This window comes from Sphingomonas lutea, from assembly GCF_014396785.1.
Taxonomy (GTDB): domain Bacteria; phylum Pseudomonadota; class Alphaproteobacteria; order Sphingomonadales; family Sphingomonadaceae; genus Sphingomicrobium; species Sphingomicrobium luteum.
In genome coordinates, this window is record NZ_CP060718.1 from 2,235,819 (window position 1) to 2,258,606 (window position 22,788).

General features: G+C 64.8%; 26 protein-coding genes and 1 pseudogene. 7 read left to right on the top strand and 20 right to left on the bottom strand.

All coding sequences use genetic code 11. The features are described from left to right. Positions 1–52: 52 nt before the first annotated feature. Positions 53–523 (bottom strand): 30S ribosomal protein S7, encoded by a 471-nt coding sequence (gene rpsG / locus H9L13_RS11620; RefSeq protein ID WP_187537834.1) that lies wholly within the window; start codon positions 521–523, stop codon positions 53–55. Positions 524–616: 93 nt separating this feature from the next. Continuing rightward, positions 617–988 carry a 30S ribosomal protein S12 gene (gene rpsL / locus H9L13_RS11625; protein WP_147044308.1) on the bottom strand — a complete coding sequence of 124 codons (372 nt, stop codon included), beginning with the start codon at positions 986–988 and terminating at the stop codon, positions 617–619. 323 nt (positions 989–1,311) lie between these two features. On the opposite strand from rpsL, the gene H9L13_RS11630 reads away from it, so the two are divergent. Next, positions 1,312–1,587 carry a hypothetical protein gene (locus tag H9L13_RS11630; protein WP_187537835.1) on the top strand — a complete coding sequence of 92 codons (276 nt, stop codon included), beginning with the start codon at positions 1,312–1,314 and terminating at the stop codon, positions 1,585–1,587. 58 nt (positions 1,588–1,645) lie between these two features. Continuing rightward, positions 1,646–2,977 carry a dicarboxylate/amino acid:cation symporter gene (locus tag H9L13_RS11635; RefSeq protein WP_187537836.1) on the top strand — a complete coding sequence of 444 codons (1,332 nt, stop codon included), beginning with the start codon at positions 1,646–1,648 and terminating at the stop codon, positions 2,975–2,977. On the opposite strand, the gene H9L13_RS11640 is transcribed toward H9L13_RS11635, so the two are convergent. From H9L13_RS11640 to H9L13_RS11685, 10 genes are all read right to left on the bottom strand, one after another. Continuing rightward, positions 2,974–3,702, bottom strand: coding sequence for a sulfotransferase-like domain-containing protein (locus H9L13_RS11640; protein WP_235090973.1), 729 nt, complete (start codon positions 3,700–3,702; stop codon positions 2,974–2,976). The genes H9L13_RS11635 and H9L13_RS11640 overlap by 4 nt on opposite strands. A 139-nt stretch (positions 3,703–3,841) precedes the next feature. Then, positions 3,842–4,759 carry an aminotransferase class IV gene (locus H9L13_RS11645; RefSeq protein ID WP_187537837.1) on the bottom strand — a complete coding sequence of 306 codons (918 nt, stop codon included), beginning with the start codon at positions 4,757–4,759 and terminating at the stop codon, positions 3,842–3,844. After that, positions 4,759–6,039, bottom strand: a complete 1,281-nt coding sequence (locus H9L13_RS11650) for a metal-dependent hydrolase family protein (RefSeq protein ID WP_187537838.1) — start codon at positions 6,037–6,039, stop codon at positions 4,759–4,761. The genes H9L13_RS11645 and H9L13_RS11650 overlap by 1 nt, the downstream gene beginning before the upstream one ends. Before the next feature lie 42 nt (positions 6,040–6,081). Continuing rightward, a complete protein-coding gene (locus H9L13_RS11655; RefSeq protein ID WP_187537839.1) occupies positions 6,082–6,483 on the bottom strand; it encodes a cupin domain-containing protein in 402 nt (133 codons plus the stop codon). Between the two features lie 17 nt (positions 6,484–6,500). After that, on the bottom strand, positions 6,501–6,836 hold the full coding sequence (locus H9L13_RS11660) for a DUF3140 domain-containing protein (RefSeq protein WP_187537840.1): 336 nt from the start codon (positions 6,834–6,836) through the stop codon (positions 6,501–6,503). Positions 6,837–6,885: 49 nt separating this feature from the next. Beyond that, the gene (locus H9L13_RS11665) at positions 6,886–8,175 is read right to left on the bottom strand and encodes a Xaa-Pro dipeptidase (RefSeq protein ID WP_235090977.1); all 1,290 of its coding nucleotides are present in this window, start codon (positions 8,173–8,175) and stop codon (positions 6,886–6,888) included. A gap of 20 nt (positions 8,176–8,195) precedes the next feature. Beyond that, the gene (gene lpdA, locus H9L13_RS11670; RefSeq protein ID WP_187537841.1) at positions 8,196–9,611 is read right to left on the bottom strand and encodes a dihydrolipoyl dehydrogenase; all 1,416 of its coding nucleotides are present in this window, start codon (positions 9,609–9,611) and stop codon (positions 8,196–8,198) included. Beyond that, a complete protein-coding gene (locus H9L13_RS11675) occupies positions 9,604–9,954 on the bottom strand; it encodes an acyl-CoA thioesterase (protein ID WP_187537842.1) in 351 nt (116 codons plus the stop codon). The genes lpdA and H9L13_RS11675 overlap by 8 nt, the downstream gene beginning before the upstream one ends. Positions 9,955–9,993: 39 nt before the next feature. Continuing rightward, positions 9,994–10,206: a hypothetical protein gene (locus tag H9L13_RS11680; protein WP_187537843.1), complete on the bottom strand. Its 213-nt coding sequence runs from the start codon at positions 10,204–10,206 to the stop codon at positions 9,994–9,996. A 1-nt stretch (position 10,207) separates the two neighbouring features. After that, a complete protein-coding gene (locus H9L13_RS11685) occupies positions 10,208–11,515 on the bottom strand; it encodes a pyruvate dehydrogenase complex dihydrolipoamide acetyltransferase (protein ID WP_187537844.1) in 1,308 nt (435 codons plus the stop codon). Positions 11,516–11,643: 128 nt separating this feature from the next. Here H9L13_RS11685 and H9L13_RS11690 point away from each other — a divergent pair, with 128 nt between their 5' ends. Further along, positions 11,644–12,117: a universal stress protein gene (locus tag H9L13_RS11690; protein WP_187537845.1), complete on the top strand. Its 474-nt coding sequence runs from the start codon at positions 11,644–11,646 to the stop codon at positions 12,115–12,117. 105 nt (positions 12,118–12,222) lie between these two features. On the opposite strand, the gene H9L13_RS11695 is transcribed toward H9L13_RS11690, so the two are convergent. Genes H9L13_RS11695 through H9L13_RS11705 form a run of 3 tightly spaced genes read right to left on the bottom strand, consistent with a single transcriptional unit; the run spans position 12,223 to position 13,752 of the window. Continuing rightward, positions 12,223–12,702, bottom strand: coding sequence for a GAF domain-containing protein (locus H9L13_RS11695; protein WP_187537846.1), 480 nt, complete (start codon positions 12,700–12,702; stop codon positions 12,223–12,225). Next, a complete protein-coding gene (arfB, locus tag H9L13_RS11700; protein ID WP_187537847.1) occupies positions 12,702–13,112 on the bottom strand; it encodes an alternative ribosome rescue aminoacyl-tRNA hydrolase ArfB in 411 nt (136 codons plus the stop codon). The genes H9L13_RS11695 and arfB overlap by 1 nt, the downstream gene beginning before the upstream one ends. Further along, entirely contained in the window at positions 13,099–13,752 is a 654-nt protein-coding gene (locus H9L13_RS11705) for an RluA family pseudouridine synthase (protein WP_187537848.1), read from the bottom strand. Before H9L13_RS11705 ends, arfB begins: the two co-directional genes overlap by 14 nt. A 296-nt stretch (positions 13,753–14,048) precedes the next feature. Here H9L13_RS11705 and ctrA point away from each other — a divergent pair, with 296 nt between their 5' ends. Continuing rightward, positions 14,049–14,762, top strand: a complete 714-nt coding sequence (gene ctrA / locus H9L13_RS11710) for a response regulator transcription factor CtrA (RefSeq protein WP_187537849.1) — start codon at positions 14,049–14,051, stop codon at positions 14,760–14,762. 60 nt (positions 14,763–14,822) lie between these two features. Here the strand turns inward: ctrA and H9L13_RS11715 are convergent, their stop codons facing one another. Further along, on the bottom strand, positions 14,823–15,551 hold the full coding sequence (locus H9L13_RS11715; protein WP_187537850.1) for a tetratricopeptide repeat protein: 729 nt from the start codon (positions 15,549–15,551) through the stop codon (positions 14,823–14,825). Between H9L13_RS11715 and H9L13_RS11720 the strand changes: the two genes are divergently transcribed. Then, on the top strand, positions 15,504–16,130 hold the full coding sequence (locus H9L13_RS11720) for a hypothetical protein (RefSeq protein ID WP_187537851.1): 627 nt from the start codon (positions 15,504–15,506) through the stop codon (positions 16,128–16,130). The two genes, H9L13_RS11715 and H9L13_RS11720, sit on opposite strands and share 48 nt — an antisense overlap. On the opposite strand, the gene H9L13_RS11725 is transcribed toward H9L13_RS11720, so the two are convergent. Beyond that, positions 16,095–16,694 carry a toll/interleukin-1 receptor domain-containing protein gene (locus H9L13_RS11725; protein ID WP_187537852.1) on the bottom strand — a complete coding sequence of 200 codons (600 nt, stop codon included), beginning with the start codon at positions 16,692–16,694 and terminating at the stop codon, positions 16,095–16,097. The genes H9L13_RS11720 and H9L13_RS11725 overlap by 36 nt on opposite strands. Before the next feature lie 242 nt (positions 16,695–16,936). Here H9L13_RS11725 and H9L13_RS11730 point away from each other — a divergent pair, with 242 nt between their 5' ends. After that, entirely contained in the window at positions 16,937–17,896 is a 960-nt protein-coding gene (locus tag H9L13_RS11730; protein ID WP_187537853.1) for a TIR domain-containing protein, read from the top strand. 18 nt (positions 17,897–17,914) lie between these two features. On the opposite strand, the gene H9L13_RS11735 is transcribed toward H9L13_RS11730, so the two are convergent. After that, positions 17,915–19,801 carry a serine/threonine protein kinase gene (locus H9L13_RS11735; protein WP_187537854.1) on the bottom strand — a complete coding sequence of 629 codons (1,887 nt, stop codon included), beginning with the start codon at positions 19,799–19,801 and terminating at the stop codon, positions 17,915–17,917. 92 nt (positions 19,802–19,893) lie between these two features. On the opposite strand from H9L13_RS11735, the gene H9L13_RS11740 reads away from it, so the two are divergent. After that, a complete protein-coding gene (locus H9L13_RS11740) occupies positions 19,894–20,607 on the top strand; it encodes a PP2C family protein-serine/threonine phosphatase (RefSeq protein ID WP_187537855.1) in 714 nt (237 codons plus the stop codon). Positions 20,608–20,611: 4 nt separating this feature from the next. On the opposite strand, the gene H9L13_RS11745 is transcribed toward H9L13_RS11740, so the two are convergent. Both H9L13_RS11745 and H9L13_RS11750 read right to left on the bottom strand, forming a co-directional pair. Then, positions 20,612–21,421, bottom strand: a complete 810-nt coding sequence (locus H9L13_RS11745) for an arginyltransferase (RefSeq protein ID WP_187537856.1) — start codon at positions 21,419–21,421, stop codon at positions 20,612–20,614. 120 nt (positions 21,422–21,541) lie between these two features. After that, positions 21,542–22,761 (bottom strand): annotated as a pseudogene (locus H9L13_RS11750) (threonine ammonia-lyase). Positions 22,762–22,788 lie beyond the last annotated feature (27 nt).

A 22,788-nucleotide genomic window follows, 5' to 3' on the forward strand; every position in this document is an offset into this window, starting at 1 on the left:
ATTCCTTAGCGATGCGGGGGGCCGGCGGATCCGGCTCACCCCAATATAGGAACTACCAGCGGTAGTGCGAGAAGGCGCGGTTGGCTTCGGCCATGCGGTGCGTGTCTTCGCGCTTCTTGACTGCGTTGCCGCGGTTCTGCGAGGCGTCCATCAACTCCCCCGACAGGCGGGCGGCCATGGTCTTCTCGCTGCGCGCACGGGCGGCGGAGATCAGCCAGCGGATGGCCAGCGCCTGCGCACGCTCGGGACGGACTTCGACCGGCACCTGATAGGTTGCACCGCCGACGCGGCGGCTGCGCACTTCGATGCCCGGCTTCACATTGTTGAGCGCGTCGTGGAAGACGCCGATCGGCTCCTTCTTGAGGCGCGTTTCAACATTGTCGAGGGCGCCGTAGACGATGCCTTCGGCGACCGACTTCTTGCCGTCGAGCATGACCGAATTCATGAACTTCGACAGGACGATATCCCCGAACTTCGGATCGGGAAGGATTTCGCGCTTCTCTGGGCGACGACGACGGGACATTGGACATTCCTTTCTCTTCAGCCGTGTCCGGAACACTGGGCCCCTTCAAAGTCCTACTTTGATGGGAACCCCGTCCGGGGCTTACTCGCCTGATTACTTGGGACGCTTGGCGCCGTACTTGGAGCGGGACTGCTTGCGGTCCTTGACGCCCTGCGTGTCGAGCACGCCGCGAAGCACGTGGTAGCGCACGCCGGGAAGGTCGCGCACACGGCCGCCACGGATCAGCACGACGCTGTGTTCCTGCAGATTGTGGCCTTCGCCGGGGATGTAGCTGATCACTTCGCGCTGGTTGGTCAGGCGGACCTTGGCCACCTTGCGCAGCGCCGAGTTCGGCTTCTTCGGGGTCGTCGTATAAACGCGGGTGCAGACGCCGCGCTTTTGCGGGTTCTGCTCCATCGCAGGGACCTTCGACTTGGCCTTCTGCGGTTCGCGACCCTTGCGGATCAGCTGGTTAATCGTTGGCATGAAGCCCTTCACCTTTCACGGGAACGCGATGCCGCGTTCCCTTTCATTGCCGGAAAAACCCCGGCGGTTACTTTGCTCAACACGAAAAGCGCGACGCCCAAGCAGCTTAAGGCCGCCTGGCCACGCGCAGATGTGAGCAATGTTCAGCTCTTGCCCGGCGGAGCGAGGCTCGGCTCGCCGTCGTCTGGACGGGCGGGCACATAGCGGGGGGGCACCGAGGGGTCAACCGCACTCGGTCGAAACCGATGCGCGTCGGGTCGAAACAAAGGTGATACGCATTTCGTTTAGGACTATGCCCGTCGCGGACGGCTAGGAGGAATGACATGCGGCATCACGCATTCGCAATTGCAATTGGCTTCACCATGATCGCATCGGTTGTGTCAGCGCAGCCGGACAGCGGCCCCTTAGAGGTCACTAGCGCGCGCTCGGCCGCGCAGCCGGCACCGCCAGGCGGGCCCGACACCCGATACTGCATGCGCGTCGAAGTCACCGGCAATGCGGCCGATCCCGTACGCTGCTGGACCCGCGCCGACTGGGCCGACCAGGGCGTCGACGTCGACCGCGACTGGGCCAAGGAGGGCGTGCGCGTCATCGGCTGACGTCGCCTGATCGCATTCCCCGCTGGACGGGCGCGCGGCAAGGCGCTCAACTGCGCGGATGGTTGCGATCACCACCGGCAGCATCCCGCCCGTCAAGCGACGGCCGTGGTATGCCCAGCTTTACGTCCAGGTGCTCGTCGCCATCACGGCCGGCGTGCTCATCGGGCATTTCTGGCCCGCGACGGGTGAGGCGCTGAAGCCGCTCGGCGACGGCTTCATCAAACTGGTGAAGATGATCATCGCGCCGGTGATCTTCCTCACCATCGTCACCGGCATCGCCGGGATGCGCGACCTCGGCTCTGTCGGCCGCGTGGCATTGAAGGCGTTCGTGTATTTCCTGTTCTTCTCGACCCTCGCGCTGATCGTCGGCCTGCTCGTCGGCAACATCGTACAGCCCGGCGCGGGCCTGAACATCGATCCGGCAAGCCTCGACACCTCAAAGGTTTCCGACTTCGCCGCCAAGGCGCACGAAACCACGATCACCGGCTTCATCCTCAATATCGTGCCCGACAGCTTCCTCGCGGGCTTGGTCAGCGGCAATCTGCTCCAGACCCTGTTCGCCGCGATCCTGTTCGGGATTGGGCTGGCATTGATCGGCGAGCGCGGCCGGCCGGTCTTTGACCTGCTCGAACATGCTTCGCTCGTCTTCTTCAAGATCGTCGGCATCCTGATGCGCGCGGCGCCGATCGGAGCGTTCGGCGCGATGGCCTTCACCATCGGCGCCTATGGAATTGAGACGCTTGGCAACCTCGCGACTTTGGTAGCGACCTTCTACCTGACCTCGCTGCTGTTCGTGATCGTCGTGCTGGGCGCGGTGGCGCGGATCGCCGGCTTTTCGATCTTCAAGCTGATCGCCTATCTGAAAGAGGAGTTGCTGCTCGTTCTCGGCACCTCGTCGTCCGAAAGCGCGCTCCCCAGCCTGGTCGAGAAGATGGAACGCGCCGGCTGCCCCAAGTCGATCGTCGGGCTGGTCGTGCCGACCGGCTACAGCTTCAACCTCGATGGCACCAACATCTATATGACGCTCGCGGCGTTGTTCATCGCCCAGGCGCTGAACGTGCAGATCGGCCTGGGCGAACAGCTTCTGCTGCTGGCGGTTGCAATGCTGTCATCGAAAGGCGCGGCGGGAGTCACCGGCGCGGGTTTCATCACGCTTGCCGCGACGTTGTCGATCGTGCCGTCGATCCCGGTCGCGGGCATGGCGCTGATCCTGGGCATCGACCGCTTCATGAGCGAATGCCGCAGCCTGACCAACTTCATCGGCAATGCCGTCGCGACGGTGGTCGTTTCGTGGTGGGAAGGCCGATTGGACCGCGAGCAGTTCGATCTCGCGCTCGCGGGCAAGCTCCCGCCGGTCGAGAAGCTGCCGCCGGGGGTGGTCGAGGCCTAGGCCGTGATGCGGTGCTCGGCCAGCCGCTCGTAGAATGGGCGGCACTGGTTGGCGACGCGCTGCGCCTCCTCGGGTAAATCCGGCGCCTCCTCTTCGGGCGGGCCGAAGCCGGTGCTGGCCTCGACCGTCGCATACCAGTGCGGCGCCCACGGCCCGTCGGTCGCGCGCGGACCCGGCTCCCAGTACAGCATCCGCGGCGTCCATTCGAGGCCGAGCGCGCTGCACAGCTTGGCAAGCACGTGCTGCGGATCCCTGAGCACGTCGGCGGCGTCGATCACCGGCGGCGCATGGCCGAGCCGGTCGGCTTCGCGCTCGAAGAATTCGGCCTGCCGCTCCATGCCGAAATCCTCGAACCGCGCCGTCTCGCGCTTGTTGAGGTAGGAGGCGATCATCCGCTCGGGCTGGCGGATCAGAAAGGCGTGGGTGAAGCCCTCAAAATCGTCGTAACCCACCGGCCCCACCATGTGGTGCCACATGTGCTTCTGGTACCATATCGGCGCGCCATCGTTCGCGGCGCCGCGCAGCGACGTCATGACCCTGTGCCAATCGCAATCCATCGCAGCGATCACCTCTTCCGCCATCGGATGATCGGCACCTGAGTCCTTGAGGAAGCAACCGTAAAAGGGCTCGTCCGACACGAAGGTGTCGGGTCGGCTGCCGAAGCTGCGCATCATCGCCGTCGACAAGTTGCGCGGTCCCGACCACATGGCGATACGTTTGGTCACGCGCTCAAACCCTCCCGCTCATCCTGAGGAGGGACTGAGTAAGCGAAGCGCATCGAAGGCCCGTCTCGAAGGACGGTCCTTCGAGACGCCGCTTCGACTTCGCTCAGCGGCTCCTCAGGACGAGCGGAGGTTTTTGGCATCAAGGCCGGTGCTGCTCCAAAATATCCTCCGCCACGCGCGCATTGTAGAGTTTCTGCAGCCGCTCGACCATCGGACCGCGGCACTCGAGCTGACGCCCGTCGACCTCGCGCACGGGCACGATCCCGGCAAAGGTGCCGGTCACGAACGCCTCGTCGGCGCCATAGACGTCGGTCAGTGAAAAGGTCTTTTCAACCGCCGGGATGCCCGCGGTGCGCGCGACCTCGAGCGTCACCGCGCGCGTGATCCCGCCGAGGCAATATTGCCCGCTCGACGTCCACACCTCGCCATTGCGGACGATGAAGAAGTGCGTCGAATTGCACGTCGCGACGAAACCGTGCGGATCGAGCATCAGCGCTTCGTCCGCGCCCGCCTGAATCGCCTGGATCGAGGCGAGGATGCAGTTGAGCTTCGAGTGTGAATTGATCTTCTGGTCCTGCACCGCGGGGTCGCCGCGGCGGACGTGGACGGTGAACAGCTTGAGGCCGCGCTCGTGGATGCCTTCGGGCGGCTGCTTGAATTCGGCGACGATGACGACGGTTGCCGGCGTGACCACGACGCGCGGGTCCTGATAGGGGGTCGAACGCACGCCGCGCGTGACCATCAGGCGGATGTGGCCGCCGTCGCGCATGCCGTTGGCGTCGATGGTTTCGTAGAGCCGCTGCGTCAGCTGCGCACGGGTCAAGCCGACATCCATCGCGATCGCCTTGGCGCCTTCGAACAAGCGATCGAGGTGACGGTCGAGGAACGACAGCTTCCCGTCGTGTACGCGCAGCCCCTCCCAAACACCGTCGCCGAGCATGAAACCGCTGTCGAACACTGACACGACCGCTTCGGCCCGCGGCTTCAATTCGCCGTTGACATTGATGAGAACGCTGGCGTTGCGCGGGTCGGACACGTCGTGGAGCGACTTGCCCATCAGTCCTTCACCACCTCGCCGCGCACCATTACGAAGTCGACGCTCTTGAGCGCCCGTACGTCGGCCAGCGGATCGCCGGTAACCGCAATGATGTCGGCAGACTTGCCCGGCTCGATCGTGCCAATCTCGCTCGACAGGCCGAGCAGATCGGCGGCATTGACCGTCGCCGCCTTGATCGCTTCGGCGGGCGGCATGCCATATTTGACCATCAGTTCGAACTCGTCAGCGTTGCGGCCGTGCTTGCTGACCCCGGCGTCGGTGCCGAAGGCGATCTTTACCCCCGCCGGATAGGCCTTGAGCAGTGACTGGCCGGCGATGCCGATGCGCCAATCAATCTGCTTGCGGACTTCGGGGCGATAGGCGTTAGGATTGGCGGCGATCCGCTCAAGATAGCCGTTCACCGTGGACAGGGTGGGCACATAGTAAGTGCCCTGCCGAACCATGGCCCGGATGATCTCCGCATCCATCATCGTTCCATGCTCGATCGAATCCGCACCGGCGCGCAAGGCGAGCTTGATGCCATCGGCGCCATGGGCGTGAACCGCGACTTTCTTGCCATAAGCATGAGCGGTTTCGACCAGAGCGCGGGCCTCTTCATCGATCATGCGCGTCGCAAGCCCGGTGCCGCTATTGACCCCGCCGGTCGTTGCAAATTTGATGACCTCGGCCCCTCGGCCGATCTGGTTGCGAACGACCTTCCGGCACTCATCAGCGCCATCGCACAAATTCGTCGGAGCCGGCAGCAGCTCTGCCATGTCGTCGCTGATGCCGTTGCGGATATCCATATGTCCGCCGGTCGTGGAAATGGATTGGCCGGCATCGACGATCCGGGGCCCCTGCACCCATCCGCGCGTCACGGCGTCGCGCAACGCCATTACCGAGCCGGCATCTCCGAGATTGCGAACGGTCGTGAACCCGGCACGCAAGGTCTTCATGCCGTTCCACTGCGCCTCGAGGGCGTGATGTTGCTGGCTGTCGCTTACCGATGAGGCTGCGCTTTCAATTCCGCCGCGGTCGGACGCCAGGTGGACGTGGCTGTCGATCAGGCCGGGCAGGACGGTCTTGGCCGACAGATCGATCACCTGGCCACCCGCCGCGGGCGCGACATGACCCGGCGTGACCGAGACGATCCGCCCCTGGTCGACGACGATGGTCGATGGCCCCAGCACCGCCTTCCCTGGCACGGCCATCAGCCGCCCCGCATGGATGGTGACGGGCGCGGCGAGCGCGGCGGAGCTGACCGCGGCGAGCGCGGCGGCGATGATGATGGTCCCCTTCATGGCTGCGCACCTTAAGCGAGCGGCGCGCCAGCGCAACGGGCGCTATTCGGTGGTCTTGCCGTCCCACTCCTCGGCGTGGTGGCGCTCGTCGGCCTCCGCCTTGGTGGCCTGGACGATGCCGTCCTTGTGCTCGGGCGGACCGTAGATGGTGTAGAGCTGCAAGGGCTCATCGCCGGTGTTGCGCACGTTATGGCGCGCGCCGGCGGGCACGATCACCGCGATATCGTCCTCGACTGCATTTTCGACGCCGTCGATGTCGATGACGCCCGACCCTTCCTCGATACGGAAGAACTGGTCGCGGTCCTCATGCACTTCCTCGCCGATCTCCTCGCCCGGCTGCAGCGTCATCAGCACCAGCTGGAGGTTCTTGCCGGTATAGAGGACGCGCCGGAAATCCGTGTTTTCCTCGGTCAGCTTTTCGATGTCGTCGCGGAAACCCTTCATCGGTGTCCCTCAATCCTTCAGGGGTCATGTCCCCAGTTCATCAATGAATAACGCCAGCGCGAAGTTGCAACGTTGGCCGGCTCCTGCGCAAGGTGGCGGCGGACATAGCCCACGACCTTGCGCATATGCCCGTAATCGTCGTCGCTGAGATCGTCCTTCGTCTTGCCGAGGATGGCGACGATCCGGCGGCCGCTGGCATGGCCGACGCTCTCGCCGCGGCCCTTGCCGTCGGCGCCCTTGAAGCCGACCGCCTTGCTCTCCTTGGTCGCCAGCCATTCCTTGATTTCGGACGCGCTCATGTTGACCGCTTCGCCGAAGTCCTTGCGGACCTTATCCTTGTCGATTTCCGCCATGCGCCAAGAATGATCGTGGCGACGCGCGGTTCACACCCGGCCTAAAGCCTCAGTCGCGGGCGATCAGCTTGCCGCCCTTGATCACGGCCGCCGGCCGCACGAGCAAGGTCACGTCGCGCGTCGGGTCACCGTCTACCGCGACGATGTCGCCGAAGCGCCCGACCTGGATCACGCCGACATCGTTGCGCCCCAGCGCCTCGGCGCCGTTGCGGGTCGCGGCCTGGATCGCTTCGAGCGGGGTCATGCCGTACTGGACCATCGTCCGGAACTGCTTGCCGATCTGCCCGTGCGGCATGACGCCGGCGTCGCTGCCAAAGACCATGCGCACACCGGCGCGGTGCGCCTTGCGGAAATTGTCGCGCTGGATCTGCGCAATCTCGCGGTCCTTGCGCAGATTGTCTTCGAGGACGCCGTTCTTGCGTCCTTCGGCCTGGGTATATTCGGTGTTGTAGATGTCCATCGAGAACCACACCGGCTGCTTGCGCTGGACAGCAAGGCGGATGCCCTCGTCATCGACCAGGCTGGCATGTTCGATCGTGTCGATGCCGGCGCGGATCGCGCGCTTGATCCCTTCGGCGCCATGGGCGTGGGAGGCGACGCGCAACCCCCATTGATGCGCTTCGTCGGCGATCGCGCGCAGCTCGGTTTCGCTCAGTTGCGGCTGGCCCGGCTCGGTATTGCGCGAGAACACGCCGCCGGTGGCGCAGACCTTGATCACTTCGGCGCCGAACTTGCGCTGTCGCCGGACCTGGTGGCGAAGCTCCTCCGGCCCATCCCCGATCCCTTCCTCCTTGTCGGCTTTCTCAAGGCTGGGCGGGAGGAAGGTGCTGTCGCAATGGCCGCCGGTGGCGCCGAGCGCATGGCCCGCTGGGACGATGCGCGGCCCGATCGCATAGCCATCGCGGATCGCCTGCGCGAGGCCGACGTCATTGCGGTTCTGCGAGCCGACATTGCGTACCGTGGTAAAGCCCGCGTCGAGCATGGCGCGCGCGTTGCCGACCGCGGTCATCGCCCAGAAGCTGTCGGTATATTCGAGCCCGCGATAGCCGCCGATGTCCGCCGGGCTGTCGAGGTGAACGTGCATGTCGATGAAGCCGGGGACCAGCGTCTTTCCCGCCATGTCGATGTGCGTAAGCGTTGGTCCAGCGGCGAAGCGCACCGTGCGCGCATCGGCAACGCTGGTGATCTTGCCATTGTCGTCAATGAAGATCGCGGGATGCTCGACATAGCGGCCCGACTGGACGTCGAGATAGCGGTCGGCGGTGATCACGCTGGCGGCGATTGCCGGAGCGGCGATGGAAACCGCGGTCGCGGCGGCCAGTAATGTTCGTATTTTCACCCGACTTCCCCCTCTGACGATCACATGTGGATCACGCGCCCGTACGCAGCAAGGACGCTTTCGTGCATCATCTCGCTCAGCGTCGGGTGCGGGTAAACGGTCTGGATGAAGTCGGTTTCGACCAGCTCGGCCTGCTTGCCGACCGCGTAGCCCTGGATCAGCTCGGTGACTTCGGCGCCGACCATGTGCGCGCCGAGCAATTCGCCGGTCTTGGCGTCGAACACGGTCTTGATGAAGCCTTCCGCTTCGCCAAGCGCAATTGCCTTGCCGTTGCCGATGAAGGGGAATTTGCCAACTTTTACCTCATGTCCCGCCTCCTTGGCCTTGGCTTCGGTCAGGCCGACGCTGGCGACTTGCGGATGGCAATAGGTACAGCCGGGGATGTTGCGCGCGTCCATCGCGTGCGGGTGGACGTCCTTGTTGCCTAGTGACCCCGCAATCGCTTCGATCGCGATGATCCCTTCATGGCTTGCCTTGTGCGCGAGCCACGGCGGCGCGGTGACATCGCCGATGGCGGAAATGCCGGGCACGTTGGTGCGGCACATCGCGTCTGTGTCGATATGGCCCTTGGTGGTTTTGATACCGAGCTTTTCGACCCCGATATTTTCGGTGTTGGGGACGATGCCGACGGCGACGATGCAGTGGGAGAAGCGCTTCTCCTCAACCTTGCCATCCCTCGTCTTGATCTTCGCCACGACGCCCGTGGCGTCGGCCTTGAGGCTTTCGACGCCCGCACCGGTGAGCAATGTCATGCCCTGCTTGGCGAGGCTCTTGGCGAGAAAGTCGCTGACCTCGGCATCCTCCACCGGCACGATCCGGTCGAGCATTTCGACCACGGTCACCTTCGCGCCCATATCATTGTAGAAACTGGCGAACTCGATCCCGATCGCGCCCGATCCGATGACCAGCAATTCGCTCGGCATTTCGGGCGGGGTCATGGCGCTGCGGTAGGTCCAGATGCGCTTGCCGTCGCTTTGCGCAAACGGCAGCTCGCGGGCGCGCGCGCCGGTGGCGATGACGATATGCTTGGCGGCTAGGTCGGTGGTTTTCCCGTCGGTGCCTTTCACCGTCACCTTCCCCGGTGCGGGAATCGCGCCCTCGCCCATATGCACCGCGACCTTGTTCTTCTTCATCAAGTGCGTGACGCCCTGGTTCAACTGCTTGGCGACGCCTCGGCTGCGCGCGACGACCGCGGGCAAATCGGCCTTCACATTGTCGGCGGAAAGGCCGTAGGCCTTGGCGTGATTCATGTTGTGGAGCACCTCGGCCGAGCGCAGAAGCGCCTTGGTCGGGATGCAACCCCAATTGAGGCAGATGCCGCCGAGGTTCTCGCGCTCGACGATCGCGGTCTTGAGGCCCAGCTGCGCCGCGCGGATCGCGGCGACGTAGCCGCCGGGGCCGGAGCCGAGGATGATAACGTCATATTGGTCAGCCATTCGCTCTTTCCTCTGCCGCGATTTCCCGCGGTCGGTTGTTTTCGTCGAGCGCGACGAAGGTGAACTCGCCCTCCGCTACCAGCGTCTCCGCATCGCCGTCGCGTTCGCGGCCGAAGGCTTCAGCCTTGAGCCGCAGTGAGGTCCGCCCCTGTTTCAGTAATTCGACGTAGACGCTGAGTTCATCGCCCACCGCCATCGCGCCCGGAAATCGCACCGCGTCTGCCGCGACCAGGATCGCTTTGCCGACTGACTTACGCGACGCGAACGACCCGCAGGCGAGGCCCATCTGGCCCATGAGCCAGCCGCCGAACACGCCGCCATAGGGGTTGGTGTCGGACGGCATGGCGGTGACGCGGATGAGCGGCGTTCGGTCAGGCACGTCTCAGCGGCTGTGCCAATTGAAGAACATGCGAAAGATGATTGCCGCGCCGACCGCGATCGGGATTGAAAATAGCAGGCCGGGCGATCCCGCGTGCGGGCGGATGGTGCCCCAACTGGCGAAACTGCCCATCCACACGCCATTGGGACCGCCGAACAGCAGCGGCACGATGAAGCCGAGCACCGCGCCGAGGGCCAAGGCGGTGATCCATTTCATGTCAGGCGAGCATGCCGAGCGGGTTTTCGACCAGGCGCTTGAACGCCTGCATCAGCTTGGCGCCGTCGGCGCCGTCGATGGCGCGGTGGTCGAAGCTTCCGGTTGCGCTCATGATCGTCGCGATCTGCAGGCTGTCATTGATCACGTAGGGGCGTTTTTCGCCCGCGCCGATGGCCATGATCATGCCTTGCGGCGGATTGATCACCGCTTCGAAATGCTTGATCCCGAACATGCCCATGTTGCTGAGGCTCGCGGTGCCGCCCTGATACTCATGGGGCTGCAATTTGCCGTCCTTGGCGCGGGCGGCGAGGTCTTTCATCTCGGTCGAGATGGCGGACACCGCCTTGGCTTCGGCACCGGTAATGATCGGGGTGATGAGGCCATTGGGGATGCTGACCGCAACCGAAATGTCGGCGCGGCTGTACTTGATCAGCTGGTCGCCGGCGAAGCTGACGTTGCATTCGGGCACCTCGATCAGCGCCTGGGCCAGCGCCTTGATGAGCAAATCGTTCACGCTGAGCTTCACGCCGCGCGCCTCTAGCCCCTTGTTCAATTCGCCGCGCAGCTTGAGCAGGGCATCGAGCTGGATGTCGAGCGTCAGATAGATGTGCGGCACCTGCTGCTTCGATTCGGTCAGGCGGCGCGCAATGGTCTTGCGCATGTTGCTGAGCTTGACGGCTTCGTGCGGGATATCGCCCGGGTCGACCGGCGCGGGCTGCGGCGCTGAAGCGGGTGCAGCAACTGCAGGCTGCGCACGGGCGGCGGGCGCCTTGCCCGCAGCAGCGTCGATGTCGGCGCGGACGATGCGGCCGCCGGGGCCGCTGCCGGTGATGGCCGACAGGTCGATGTTCTGCGCCTGTGCCAGGCGGCGGGCGAGCGGCGAGGCCTTTACGCGGTTGCCGGAGTCGGACTTGGCCGCAGCAGCGGGTGCGGGCGGCGTTTCAACCGAAGCCTGCGGCGGCGGCGCGGCTTTGGGCGTCGCGTCGGCCTTAGGCTCCGGCGCGGCCTTGGGCGGCGCGGGTGCGGAGGTGTCCGCCTTTGGCGCGGCGGCGTTGCTTGCATCTTCGCCCTCGCCCGCAAGAATCGCGATCGGGGCGCCGACCTTCACGCCGTCAGTGCCTTCCGCAACGAGAATCTTGGCGATGGTGCCTTCATCGACCGCTTCGAACTCCATCGTCGCCTTATCGGTCTCGATCTCGGCGAGGATATCGCCCGAAGCGACGCTGTCGCCTTCCTTGACCAGCCATTTGGCGAGCGTGCCCTCCTCCATCGTTGGGGACAAAGCGGGCATCTTGAGTTCGATTGGCATGCGGGGGCATCCTAACGCGTCGGCGTATTCCGGCTCAAAGCCAATGCGGCGGTCAGGGTCAAGTGGGCGACCAATCCCTAGCGCCATGCTTGCACAATCGCCGCGATTGACGCAGCACTGTGCGCGGCATGGGGGCCGACGAACCGAAACGCACCTATCTCGTCGTTGTCGACGACAGCGCGGAGGCGCGCGTGGCGCTGCGCTTCGCGGCCCGGCGCGCGGCCAAGACCAACGGCCGGGTCGAAGTGCTGGGCATCGTCGAGGCACAGGACTTTGTGCAATGGGGCGGCGTCCAGAGCGCGATCGAGGAAGAGCAACGGCTGCGGATCGAAGGCGTGGTCAGCGCCGCGGTCGGCGAGATTCTGGATGAATCGGGGATCGAGGCGAAGATCATCGTTCAGGCGGGCGAACCGGTGAAGGCCGTGCGCGAATATATTGGCGAGCGCGAGGAAATCGCCGCGCTGGTCCTGGGCGCGGCGCCGAGTGGAAATCCCGGCCCGTTGGTCGCAAACTTTTGCGGCAATGATTCGGGGCAACTGCCGTGCCCGGTGATGCTGATCCCGGGGAGTCTGAGCGACGAGCGGCTGGAGCAGCTTTCCTAAGCAAACATCCGGTCGTCCTGAGCGGAGCGCGAAGCGCGTAGTCGAAGGGCGTTTGGAACAGAGGTCGTGCGAACGCCCTTCGACAAGCTCAGGACGAACGAAGGTTCAGAACGCCCCGACCAAAATCTCCGCCAGGCGCACGCAGCCAGCTTCATCCTCTTCGCTGAACCGCGCCGGGGTCGGACTGTCGATGTCCAGCACACCAAGCAACTCGCCATCACGGATAAGCGGCACGACCAGTTCGCTCGCCGAGGCGCTGTCGCAGGCGATGTGGCCGGGAAAGGCGTCGACGTCATCGATACGCTGGACCTGTCGCGTCGCGGCGGCGGTGCCGCAGACGCCGCTGCCGAAGGGAATGCGGATGCACGCCGGGCGGCCCTGGAACGGCCCGAGCACCAGCTCGCCATCGACATTGCGGTAGAAGCCGACCCAGTTGATGTCGGGCAACGTTTCCCACAGCAGCGCGGCGGCGTTGGCCATGTTGGCGATCGCGTCGCTTTCGCCGCCGACCAGGCCGCGCAGCGCGGAGTCGAGGTCGCGATACATGGTCGCGGTGTCGTCGGCGGCAATCTTGACGTCGTACATCAGAAATCCGTGACCCTTCCGCGGCCTTGCTTGACCGCGCTGCGCTGCTTTTTCTGATCGACCCGCTGCGCTTTGGCCGACCGGCTCGGGCGCGTTGGCTTGCGCTTTGCTTGCGTCACATGGGCAGCGGCGATCATTTCGGCAAGGCGTCGGCGCGCGTCCTGGCGGTTGGCGTCCTGCGTGCGGAAGCGGCGGGCGGTGATCAAAAGCTCGCCCGCGCCCGTCACCTTGCCGCCGGCGATCGTACGCAGCCGTGCATAAACGTCGGGGTGAAGGCCGAGCTTGTATAGGTCGACACGCAGCTGCACCGCGGTCGCGACCTTGTTGACATTCTGTCCCCCCGGCCCGGTTGCGGCGAGGAAGCTTTCGCTCAGCGCGTCGTCGGGAATCTGAAACTCATCCGGCCGCATCGCGCCACTCACCGAAATAGTCGGGCAAAGGCGCGCTGACGTCGATCAGGTCACGCCCTTCGCGCGGGACGACGAGGCGCGAGGCGTGAAGCAGCATCGGTCCGCCCGGAATGCCGTAGACGCGGTCGCCGACGATCCCGCTGCCGAATGCCTCGCGAGCGTGAGCGCGGATCTGGTGCGTGCGGCCGGTGACCGGGGTGAATTCGACCAGGGTACGGCCGTCGCGCACCGCGATCCGGCACCAGTTCGTCAGTGCCGACTGGCCATTGGGATCGGCGACCATGCGCCAGCCGGCTTCGGCGCTCGATACCTTGCCGAGCGGCAGGTCGATCGTGCCGGTCTCCTCTTGGATCGCGCTGCCGACCACGGCAAGATAGGATTTGCGCACCTCGCGGGCTTCGAATGCTTTCTGCAGCGCGGCCCGTGCGCGGGCGTTGCGGGCAAGCAGCAGGCAGCCCGACGTATCCTGGTCGAGGCGATGCATCGGCACCGGCGAGGAGCGGAAGCCGAGACGCAGCTCCGCCATCCGCGCCGCGAGCGACTCCCCGCCCCGGCGCGGCGCATCGACCGGCAAGCCCGCGGGCTTGTCGATGACCATCGCGTCGCCATCGACGAAGAGAATGCGGTCGGAGAGGTCCATGCGCCCCCTTATCCTCCCCATGGGTTCGTGGGGAGGGGGACCGCACGAGGTTCGGCGGGGGGTTGGATTGCCGCACAGGAACCCCTCCACCAGCTTAGATGGCCCCCTCCCCGCGACCGTAGGGGAAGGAAATCGCAGCCCTGTGGATGGATTTGTGACTCCTGTGCAACGAATCCAAGGAATCCAGCGCGTTACACAATATTAACCTTTTCCCGGCAGACCCCGAATGGTTAATGGGGGCTTCAAGGCCATTAAGAGCGCTTAACCGCGCGGGCCGGCAAATTGGGGGGACAGCGATGCGGGTGCTGCTGATCGAGGACGAGCCGACGACGGCCAAGAGCATTGAGCTGATGCTGGGAACCGAAGGCTTCAACGTCTACACGACGGATCTGGGCGAAGAGGGCTTGGACCTCGCCAAGCTCTACGATTACGACATCATCCTCCTCGACCTGAATCTGCCTGACATGCACGGCTATGACGTGCTGAAAAAGGTGCGCACCGCCAAGGTGTCGACGCCGGTCCTGATCCTGTCGGGCATCGGAGAGATGGACTCCAAGGTCCGCGCGCTCGGCTTCGGCGCCGACGATTATGTGACCAAGCCATTCCACCGCGACGAGCTGGTCGCGCGCATTCACGCCATCGTCCGCCGCTCGAAGGGCCACAGCCAATCGGTCATCCGCACCGGGAAGCTCGCCGTGAACCTCGACGCCAAGACGGTCGAAGTCGACGGCAGCCGCGTCCACCTGACCGGCAAGGAATATGCGATGCTGGAGCTGCTCTCGCTCCGCAAGGGCACGACGCTGACCAAGGAAATGTTCCTCAACCACCTCTATGGCGGGATGGACGAGCCCGAGCTCAAGATCATCGACGTATTCATTTGCAAGCTGCGCAAGAAATTGAGCCTGGCTTGCGGTGGCGCCAATTATATCGAGACCGTCTGGGGCCGCGGCTACGTGCTGCGCGATCCGGAAGAGGAAGCGGCGCCCGAGCCGCAGACCGTGGCGGCCTAAACCTTATTGCTGAGCGCGAGGGGAGAAGGCGGGGCGCTCACGGGCGCCCCGCCTTTTGCTTTAAGGCTTGGGGAAACTCAGCCGGGCGATGAGTGATGCGAAGCGCGGATCCCCGCGCAACGGTTTCAGATGTTCATCGGTGGGAAGAAAACCAAGCCCCGGATCGCGCGCCCTGTAGGACGCCTCAAGCTCGGCCATGGCGCCGTCGCGGTCGCCCATTTGCGACAGCATTTGCGCATATTGATAATGCGCGCTGTCGCCGGCCTTCTGCCGCATCGCCGCAAGGATCGCGGCAGCTTGCGCGCGGTCGCCGGTCCGCGCCGCCGCGACCGAGCGGATCACAAACCAATTGGGATGCTCGTGAGGCAGCTGGTCGGCCGCACGGGCCGCATCGGCATACCGGCCTGAAAGAAGCAGTGCGGCCGCCAGCCCATTGCGGACGTTGGTCGACGTCGGTTCGTCGGCCATCAGCTTTTCGATCACTGCAAGCGCTTCCTGATAAGCACCTCTCCTGACCAACAGATAGCCCCGCGACCGCGCCACGCTGGGATCGAGGGGGTCGCGGGCGTTGGCCTGGTTCCAGAGCGCATCCGCCCGACGGCTGTGGCCGATCTGCGCAAGAAAGTTTGCGACGCTGACCATGTTGCGGGTCGAACAGCCCGGGATGGCGATGGCCCGCTGATATTCGACCCAGCCGCCGGTAAAATCGAGCGCGCTGATGAGATTGAACCCGAGCGCGTAATGGCCATCCGAAAGTTCGGGCGCCAGCGCGATCGCCTTGCGCGCCACGGCCGATGCCTTCTCGAACCCGGTCTCGAACTCCGCCGCGCTATCCGCGTAATAAGCGACGAGATTGCTTTCGGCGACCGCCTTGCCGGAATAGGCCAGCGCATAATCGGGATCGAGGGCGATTGCCGCGTCATAAAGCGCGATCCTGGTCCTGTAGCCGTCGATGCTGCCGTCGACATTGGCGTCGGCCTTGAGCAGGAGGTCCTGAGCCGCGGCGTTCTTCGTGCCCCAGCGGTGAGCGCGGCGCGATCGGCGGCGCCGAGCCGGCTGCGCAATTGCTGGGCCACGGCCTCAGCGATGCTGGTCTGGATGGCGAGCACGTCGCCGGTCGGCCGGTCGAAGGTTTCCGACCATTTTTCCGTGCCATCCCCGCCGTCGACGAGCTGGGCGCTGACCCGGATCGTCGATGGCGAACGCCGGACGCTTCCAGTCACGATGCTTCCAACGTCGAGCCGCTGGGCCGCCGTCGTCGCATCATCGTTGCGCAGCACTTCGGACGACGTGCGTCCGATGACCTTGAGGCCATTGATCCGCGACAGCGCGCTACGCACCTCTTCCGCAAGACCGTCCGAAAAATAAGCCTGCGCCGGATCGCCGCTGAGATTGGCAAAGGGCAGGACGGCGACACTGCTGGTATTTGCCGCGGTGCCGCGCGTGAAGAACCAGCCGAGCCCGCCCGCAGCCACGAGTGTCGCCCCTGCCCCGCCGGCGATCGCCGCCCGGCGGCTGATCCGCGGACCAGCATTGATCCCCGGAGTGTTGACATGGTCCCGGCCGCCAAGCCGCTGACGAATGGCCCTTCCATGAACTGAGCGAAATCGCCTGATGCTCACGAAAGCCGAGCGGTGGGCGGACATTGTCGATTGTGATCGGGAGGTAGTGACCGGCCTCCTGCGCCGCGCTTGCTTCGTCACGGACGAAGCGGCCTTCCGGGCCGACGGTGCGCTTGCTCCAGACGACAATCACCACCTTGGCCGCGTCGAGATGGCTTTCGATCTCCTCCCGCCAGTTGGTGCCGCCGCCGATATGCTGGTCCCACCAGACGTTGAAGCCTTCCGCCTCGAGCGCTTCGACCAAGGGGACCAGCCGCTTGCGGTCCTCCGCCTTGTAGGAGATGAAGACGTCATTCGACGCGTCGGTCATGGCGCGCGCCCCCCTTGGCGATGCGTAGGCGCACCTTACCCGCCCTGAAACGTGTGACAAGTTTGGCACCGCGCTCGTGTAGCCGTGCCAACGCGGGACGAGGCTTTGGCACCGCTCTCGACATTCGCTTACACTTAACCGAAATTAACCCTTGAAGACGCCCGAGTCGCGGAAACGACATTTCCGGGACCGGTTGATCGTTGCGCGAAGGCCGTGGCCGAGGCGTTTTTCGGGGGAAATGCGTGTCTGGACCTGATATCTTCCTGTCCTATGCACGGTCCGATCGGGCCGTCGCGCGCACGTTCGCGGAAGCGCTGACCGAAGAAGGATTCAGCGTCTGGTGGGACGCATCGCTGCATTCGGGTGAGACGTTCGACGAGGTCATCGAGAAGAACCTGCGCGAGGCCAAGGCGGTCGTCGTGCTATGGTCGCCACGCTCGGTCGCGTCACGCTGGGTGCGCGCCGAAGCCACGCAGGCGGACCGCAAGAACAAGCTGGTCCCGGCGATGATCGAACCGTGCGACCGCCCCGTAATCTTCGAATTGACGCACACCGCCGATTTGATCGACTGGACCGGCGACGTCACCGATATCCATTGGCGCACCTTCATGGACGACCTGCGCCGGCTGGTGCACGGGTCAAGCGATTTCGACGTTCCGGCGGCCGCGCGCCCCGCGGCCAAGGGACCGCGTCCGCAGACACCAGTCGCCGAGCCGATCGCACCTGCACGCCGCCCGCTCCGCCCAGGCAGCGACGACGTCATTTCCGCGGGACGGTCCACGCCGGAGCCGGCTGCGCCCGCGACGGCGGCGCCGCCGCGCGCCGTGGAGGACGATCAGCCGACCGAGATTCACTGTCTGGAAGTCGAGGAGGGCGAGTTCGCCGGTGAATTGTATACCGTTGCGGGCACCGGCGCGCAGATCGGCCGGTCTGCGCCCGCCGACATCGTCGTCCCAGACGGAAGCGTTTCGCGGCAGCATTGCGTCTTGGGCATCGCCAACGACGAACTGCTCGTCAGCGACCTCAATTCGACCAACGGCACGTATGTCGACGGCGAGCGCGTGACGCGCGCGACAGTCGTGCCGGTGGGATCTTTGCTCCAGGTCGGTCAGGTCTCGATGCGCCACGCTTTGCTGTCGCGCGCGGAGATCCAGTGGCGCAGCAATCCCGAATTCGACGCAAAGGTCGTCAACGCCCGCTAGGGGCGCCACCCCATCACTTTATTGCTGCTTGGCCAGGAAAGCGATGTAGGCGCGCGTCTGCGTTGCCTGTTTGATCAGCCGGTCGGCCTCGGCGTTGGTCTTGATGCCTGCCATCGAGGCGCGGAGCGTGGCGAGATTGCTGTCGTAATTTCGGGCGAGCGCCGCATTCTGGCTGTTGCCGGAGCGGATGACCCGCCGGGCCTGCGACCGGGCATCGTCGACGATTCCATAGAATTGCGACAGCTTGGCTGGTGAAACACCCGTTTCTGCGGCGGCGGTCTTTGCTGGGGCCGCGGTTGTCGGTGTTTTCTTGATTTCCGTCGCGCTGCTGGCGGCGGCTTGCCGCGCCGCGCGAGCTTGCGCGCGTTCGATGGCTTTCAGCCGATCCTCGGCCGCCTTGGCCTTGGCCGCTTCACGGCGAAGGGCGTCGGCGGCGGCAGTGTCCTCGACAGGCGTAGCTTCAGTCGACGTTTCCGCTGTTTCGACGGGCGCGGTGTCATTCACGGTGGTGTTGGCGGTCGCATCGGTGACCGTCATCGTCGTTTCGGGCGCATCCAGAGCGGCCGTCTCCGCCGCCGGTTGCGGATCGGAACCGCCGCGAAGCATCAATGCGCCGCCTCCAACGACCGCAAGGACAACGGCGGCAATCCCCGCCATCAGTACCGGGCTGCGCGATTTCTCCCCATGCTTGGCGGGCGGCGCCGCACCAGCGTCGGCCTTCTTCGCAGGCGCAGTGCTTCGGCTGGTGCCGCGTTCGTCGGCAAGCGCCGCGGCAGTTGCGGCGCCGCCCGCGGCTGCGGCGATCGCGTCGCCTTCCTCGGCAATCTTTCTTGCGGTGCCGGTATCCTGCCCTGCCCGCTTGAACCGCGCCTGTTTGGGATCTGCCGGAACGCCGGTTTCGACCGGCACGCTGGGATCGACATTCGGCGTCGGCGCGACGGGCTTGATCTCTTCCGCCGTGACCTGCTTGGCGTAAAAGCGGGTCGCGTCCTCGTCGACCACGGCATCAACAGCGCTCGCGCCCTTCCCGAACGATGCCAGCCAGTCGCCGATCGTCTGCGGGCGCTCATCCGGCTTGACGACCATCGCGGCATCGATGCCTGCAAGGAACTTCTTGGTGTAGCCCGGCCATTTGCCCTCCGCGAGCGGCTTGCCGAGGCCTGCGTGCAACCGCTCGAGCACTTCGGGCGGCTTCTCGCCGGTCACGCACTCGTAGAGCACTACCCCGAGCGCGTAGATGTCGGTCCACGGCCCTTGCGGGTAGGTTTTCACATATTGTTCAATCGCCGCGTAGGGCGGGGTGTGGAAGGTGACCTTGGTACTGGTTGCTTCCGCGGTGTCGAAGCGCGCCGAGCCGAAGTCGATCAGGACCGGCCGGTTGTCCTCGTTGATGAGAATGTTGGGCGGTTTGATGTCGCGGTGAAGCACGCCGACGCGATGCGCGCGGTCGAGCCCTTCGGCGATCGGCTGGAGGATGTTCCACAGGCTGCGCTCATTGAAGCGACGGCCCTGCTTGATCATCTTCGACAGCGACGTGCCATCCTCGAAATCCATGACCATGTAAGCGGTGCCGTGGATTTCGAAGAGGCTGCGGACGCTGACGATGTTCGGGTGGCGCGAAGGCGTGGACAGGTTCCACAGCAGCTTCGCCTCCTCGACAAACTTCTTGAGGCCGAGAGCGTGCACTTCTTCCGCGTCGGAATCGATCGGCACGACGGTGTCGTCCGAATCGCGCTCGCTGATCGAGCTCGGAAAATATTCTTTGATGGCGACCAGCTCATCAAAATAGATGCCGCGGCCCTTGTAGACGATGCCGAAGCCGCCCACGCCAAGGACTTCTTCCAGCCGCCACTCACGCAATACGGTGCCCGCAGGCAACGCCTTGTTGCTATATGCCTTGCTCATCCGCCTGGCGCCCCTTGCCCGCGATTAACAAAAAGGAAATCGCACAAGCGTTTCATGATTGCTAGTGGGGTGCGGGATCAGGGGGACCCTGCATGAACGTCGAATGCGTCAGCCGAACGCATGTCGGGTGCAAGCGGAAGATCAACGAGGACGCAATCCTCGTTGCGAGCGAGCGCGGCCTGTGGGCTGTGGCGGACGGCATGGGCGGCCACGAATCCGGCGAAGTGGCGAGCGGGATGGTGGTGGAAGCACTGCGCGCGCTGCCGGACAATCCGGTCCCCGACGAGGCGGCTGCCGACGCCATTGACGTATTGCGTAGGGTCAACCGCGAGTTGGTCGACATGGCCCGCGTGCAGTCGCGGGAAAAGTCCATCGGGACGACCGTGGTCGGGATCATCGTTGCCGACGATGTCTTTCGATGCTTCTGGGCAGGCGACAGCCGCGCCTACCTGATGCGCGATGGACAGATGCACCGCCTCAGCCGCGACCATAGCTTGGTTCAAGACCTGGTCGATGCGGGCATGCTGAAACCCGAAGAAGCGGAAGGCCATGCCAACAGCAATGTCATCACTCGCGCGGTCGGCGTTTCGGAAACGTTGGAAGTGGACGTCGTTGGCGGCGTGGCGCAATCCGGCGACCTTTTCCTGCTTGCAAGCGACGGCCTGACTCGGGTCATGACCGACCAGGAGATCGCCGCGGAGTTGCGGCACGGCGCCAACAATCAGGCGATAGACGCCCTGCTCGACTGCGTGATCGAACGCGGAGCGCCCGACAATGTGTCGATGATCATCGTGAAATTAGGATAGGAACTTAGGCGTCGATCAGCAGACGCTTGCGCTCGGGACGTATCGGCAGGACCAATTCGCCGATTCCCCCGTCGTCCTCATGATCGTCCGCGCGGCGCCACCCGTCGCGGCCAAGGCGCTCGAGCGGCCGGAAGCTGCGCTTGTACGCCATGCGGGGCGAGCCTTCGACCCAATAGCCGAGGTAGACGTAAGGCAGGCCGGCGCGCGCTGCGCGAATGATATGGTCGAGGATGATGAAGGTCCCGAGGCCCTTGCGCGCGTCCGGGGCGACATCGAAGAAGCTGTAGATCATCGATAGGCCATCGGCCTGCTGGTCGCTGAGGCAGGCGCCGACCAGCCGGCCCGGTCGCCCGTTGACCGACGGCTCGCGATATTCGACGACATAGGTGCGCACCGGCGTCTGCTCGACCATGTCGGCGAAATCGCTTTCGTCCATTTCCGCCATTCCGCCGCCGGGATGGCGCGCGGCGAGATAGCGGCGGAGCAGCGCATATTGCTCCTCGGTCGTCCACGGCTTGCACGCGGTGACTTCAAGGTCGGCGTGGCGCCGCATCAGCTTGCGCTGCGTGCCGTTGGCGACGAATTCCGACGCGAGCACGCGCACCGAAACGCAGGCCGAGCAGTCGATGCAGCTGGGACGGTAAGCGACCGACTGGCTGCGGCGAAAGCCGATCCGGCCGAGTGCTTCATTAAGCTCCGACGCGTGGCGGCCGCTCAGTTCGGTAAAGACCTTCCGTTCGACCTTGCCCGGGAGATACGGGCACGGGCTCGGGTTCGTTACGAAGAACTTGGGAAAGCGGAACGGTGCGCTCACCCGGCGACCCCTTGCATGGTTACGACTCTCTTTATGCGGCTGGTAAACGCCAATGAAAAGACTTGGCCGCACACAAACAGGGTTAACGCGGGCTTTGTCCCTAACGAGGACAGCGCCGGATCAGTCTAGCGAGGCGCGCTCGACCTTGAAACCGACCGCCTCAAGCCGCGAGACGACGTCGTCGATCGCCTTGGCGTCGCGAGCTTCGCATTCGACTTCAATGACCGTGTCCTTGGCCGGCAAGCTTGTGAAGATGCGGCTGTGGTTGGTCTCGATAATGTTGACGCCGGCTTCGTGGAATTGCTGCGTGATGAGCGCCAGCGCGCCCGGCCGGTCTTCAGCGGCGACTCGCAGGCGCGCGATGCGCCCCTGGCGGACAAGGTCACGGACGAGGACGTTGGCGAGGAGATGCGTGTCGATGTTGCCGCCGCACAGGATTGTCGCGACCTTCTTGCCCGCGAACCGCTTGGGGTCGGACAAGATCGCGGCCAGGCCTGCAGCCCCCGCCCTTCGACCACCGTCTTTTCGATCCCCACAAGCATCGCCACTGCGCGCTCAAGGTCGCGTTCGGGAACAAGCATGATGTCGTCGAGCAGTTCTCGCAGGATTCGCGAGGTGAGCTGGCCAGGCGCCTTGACGGCAATGCCCTCGGCCAGCGTGTCGCCGCCGAGCGGCAACTGGCAGCCGTCGACCGCGCATTTCATTGAAGGATAGAGCTCGGCTTCGACCCCGATCAGCTCAATCCCCGGCTTGAGCGCTCGCGCCGCGATCGACACGCCGGACATGAGCCCGCCGCCGCCGATCGGCACGACGATCGTATCGAGATCTGGCGCGTCCTCGAGCATTTCGAGGCCCAATGTCCCCGCCCCGGCGACGATCTGCGCGTCGTCGAAAGGGTGGACGAAATGAAAGCCCTGCTCGAGCGAAAGTTCGCGCGCGCGCGCATAGGCATCGTCGAACATCGGGCCGTGCAGGATGACCTTAGCGCCGTGGCTTTCGGTCTGCGTGACTTTGATCGTCGGTGTCGGCTCGGGCATGACAATGGTCACCGGAATGCCGAGGCGCTTACCGTGATACGCGACCGCTTGCGCATGGTTGCCGGCCGACGCCGCGATGACGCCCTTCGAACGCTCCTCCTCGGTCAGCTGGAGCAATTTGTTGAGCGCGCCGCGTTCCTTGTAGGCAGCAGTAAATTGCAAATTCTCGAACTTCAGCCAGATCTCCGCGCCGACGATCTCGGACAATGTCCGGCTGACCAGCATCGGCGTGCGAACGACATTGCCTTCGATCCGCGCCGCCGCGCCGCGAATATCGTCGATGGTCGGCGGCTGCTGCTGCATCGCGGCACGGCCTAGCGGTTCAAGGAC

Bases quoted from the DNA above. Each gene is read 5' to 3' on its own strand.
- rpsG (WP_187537834.1), bottom strand. From the start codon at position 523: ATGTCCCGTCGTCGTCGCCCAGAGAAGCGCGAAATCCTTCCCGATCCG.
- rpsL (WP_147044308.1), bottom strand. From the start codon at position 988: ATGCCAACGATTAACCAGCTGATCCGCAAGGGTCGCGAACCGCAGAAG.
- H9L13_RS11630 (WP_187537835.1), top strand. From the start codon at position 1,312: ATGCGGCATCACGCATTCGCAATTGCAATTGGCTTCACCATGATCGCA.
- H9L13_RS11635 (WP_187537836.1), top strand. From the start codon at position 1,646: ATGGTTGCGATCACCACCGGCAGCATCCCGCCCGTCAAGCGACGGCCG.
- H9L13_RS11645 (WP_187537837.1), bottom strand. From the start codon at position 4,759: ATGGGCAAGTCGCTCCACGACGTGTCCGACCCGCGCAACGCCAGCGTT.
- H9L13_RS11650 (WP_187537838.1), bottom strand. From the start codon at position 6,039: ATGAAGGGGACCATCATCATCGCCGCCGCGCTCGCCGCGGTCAGCTCC.
- H9L13_RS11655 (WP_187537839.1), bottom strand. From the start codon at position 6,483: ATGAAGGGTTTCCGCGACGACATCGAAAAGCTGACCGAGGAAAACACG.
- H9L13_RS11660 (WP_187537840.1), bottom strand. From the start codon at position 6,836: ATGGCGGAAATCGACAAGGATAAGGTCCGCAAGGACTTCGGCGAAGCG.
- lpdA (WP_187537841.1), bottom strand. From the start codon at position 9,611: ATGGCTGACCAATATGACGTTATCATCCTCGGCTCCGGCCCCGGCGGC.
- H9L13_RS11675 (WP_187537842.1), bottom strand. From the start codon at position 9,954: ATGCCGTCCGACACCAACCCCTATGGCGGCGTGTTCGGCGGCTGGCTC.
- H9L13_RS11680 (WP_187537843.1), bottom strand. From the start codon at position 10,206: ATGAAATGGATCACCGCCTTGGCCCTCGGCGCGGTGCTCGGCTTCATC.
- H9L13_RS11685 (WP_187537844.1), bottom strand. From the start codon at position 11,515: ATGCCAATCGAACTCAAGATGCCCGCTTTGTCCCCAACGATGGAGGAG.
- H9L13_RS11690 (WP_187537845.1), top strand. From the start codon at position 11,644: ATGGGGGCCGACGAACCGAAACGCACCTATCTCGTCGTTGTCGACGAC.
- H9L13_RS11695 (WP_187537846.1), bottom strand. From the start codon at position 12,702: ATGTACGACGTCAAGATTGCCGCCGACGACACCGCGACCATGTATCGC.
- arfB (WP_187537847.1), bottom strand. From the start codon at position 13,112: ATGCGGCCGGATGAGTTTCAGATTCCCGACGACGCGCTGAGCGAAAGC.
- H9L13_RS11705 (WP_187537848.1), bottom strand. From the start codon at position 13,752: ATGGACCTCTCCGACCGCATTCTCTTCGTCGATGGCGACGCGATGGTC.
- ctrA (WP_187537849.1), top strand. From the start codon at position 14,049: ATGCGGGTGCTGCTGATCGAGGACGAGCCGACGACGGCCAAGAGCATT.
- H9L13_RS11720 (WP_187537851.1), top strand. From the start codon at position 15,504: ATGGCCATCCGAAAGTTCGGGCGCCAGCGCGATCGCCTTGCGCGCCAC.
- H9L13_RS11725 (WP_187537852.1), bottom strand. From the start codon at position 16,694: ATGACCGACGCGTCGAATGACGTCTTCATCTCCTACAAGGCGGAGGAC.
- H9L13_RS11735 (WP_187537854.1), bottom strand. From the start codon at position 19,801: ATGAGCAAGGCATATAGCAACAAGGCGTTGCCTGCGGGCACCGTATTG.
- H9L13_RS11740 (WP_187537855.1), top strand. From the start codon at position 19,894: ATGAACGTCGAATGCGTCAGCCGAACGCATGTCGGGTGCAAGCGGAAG.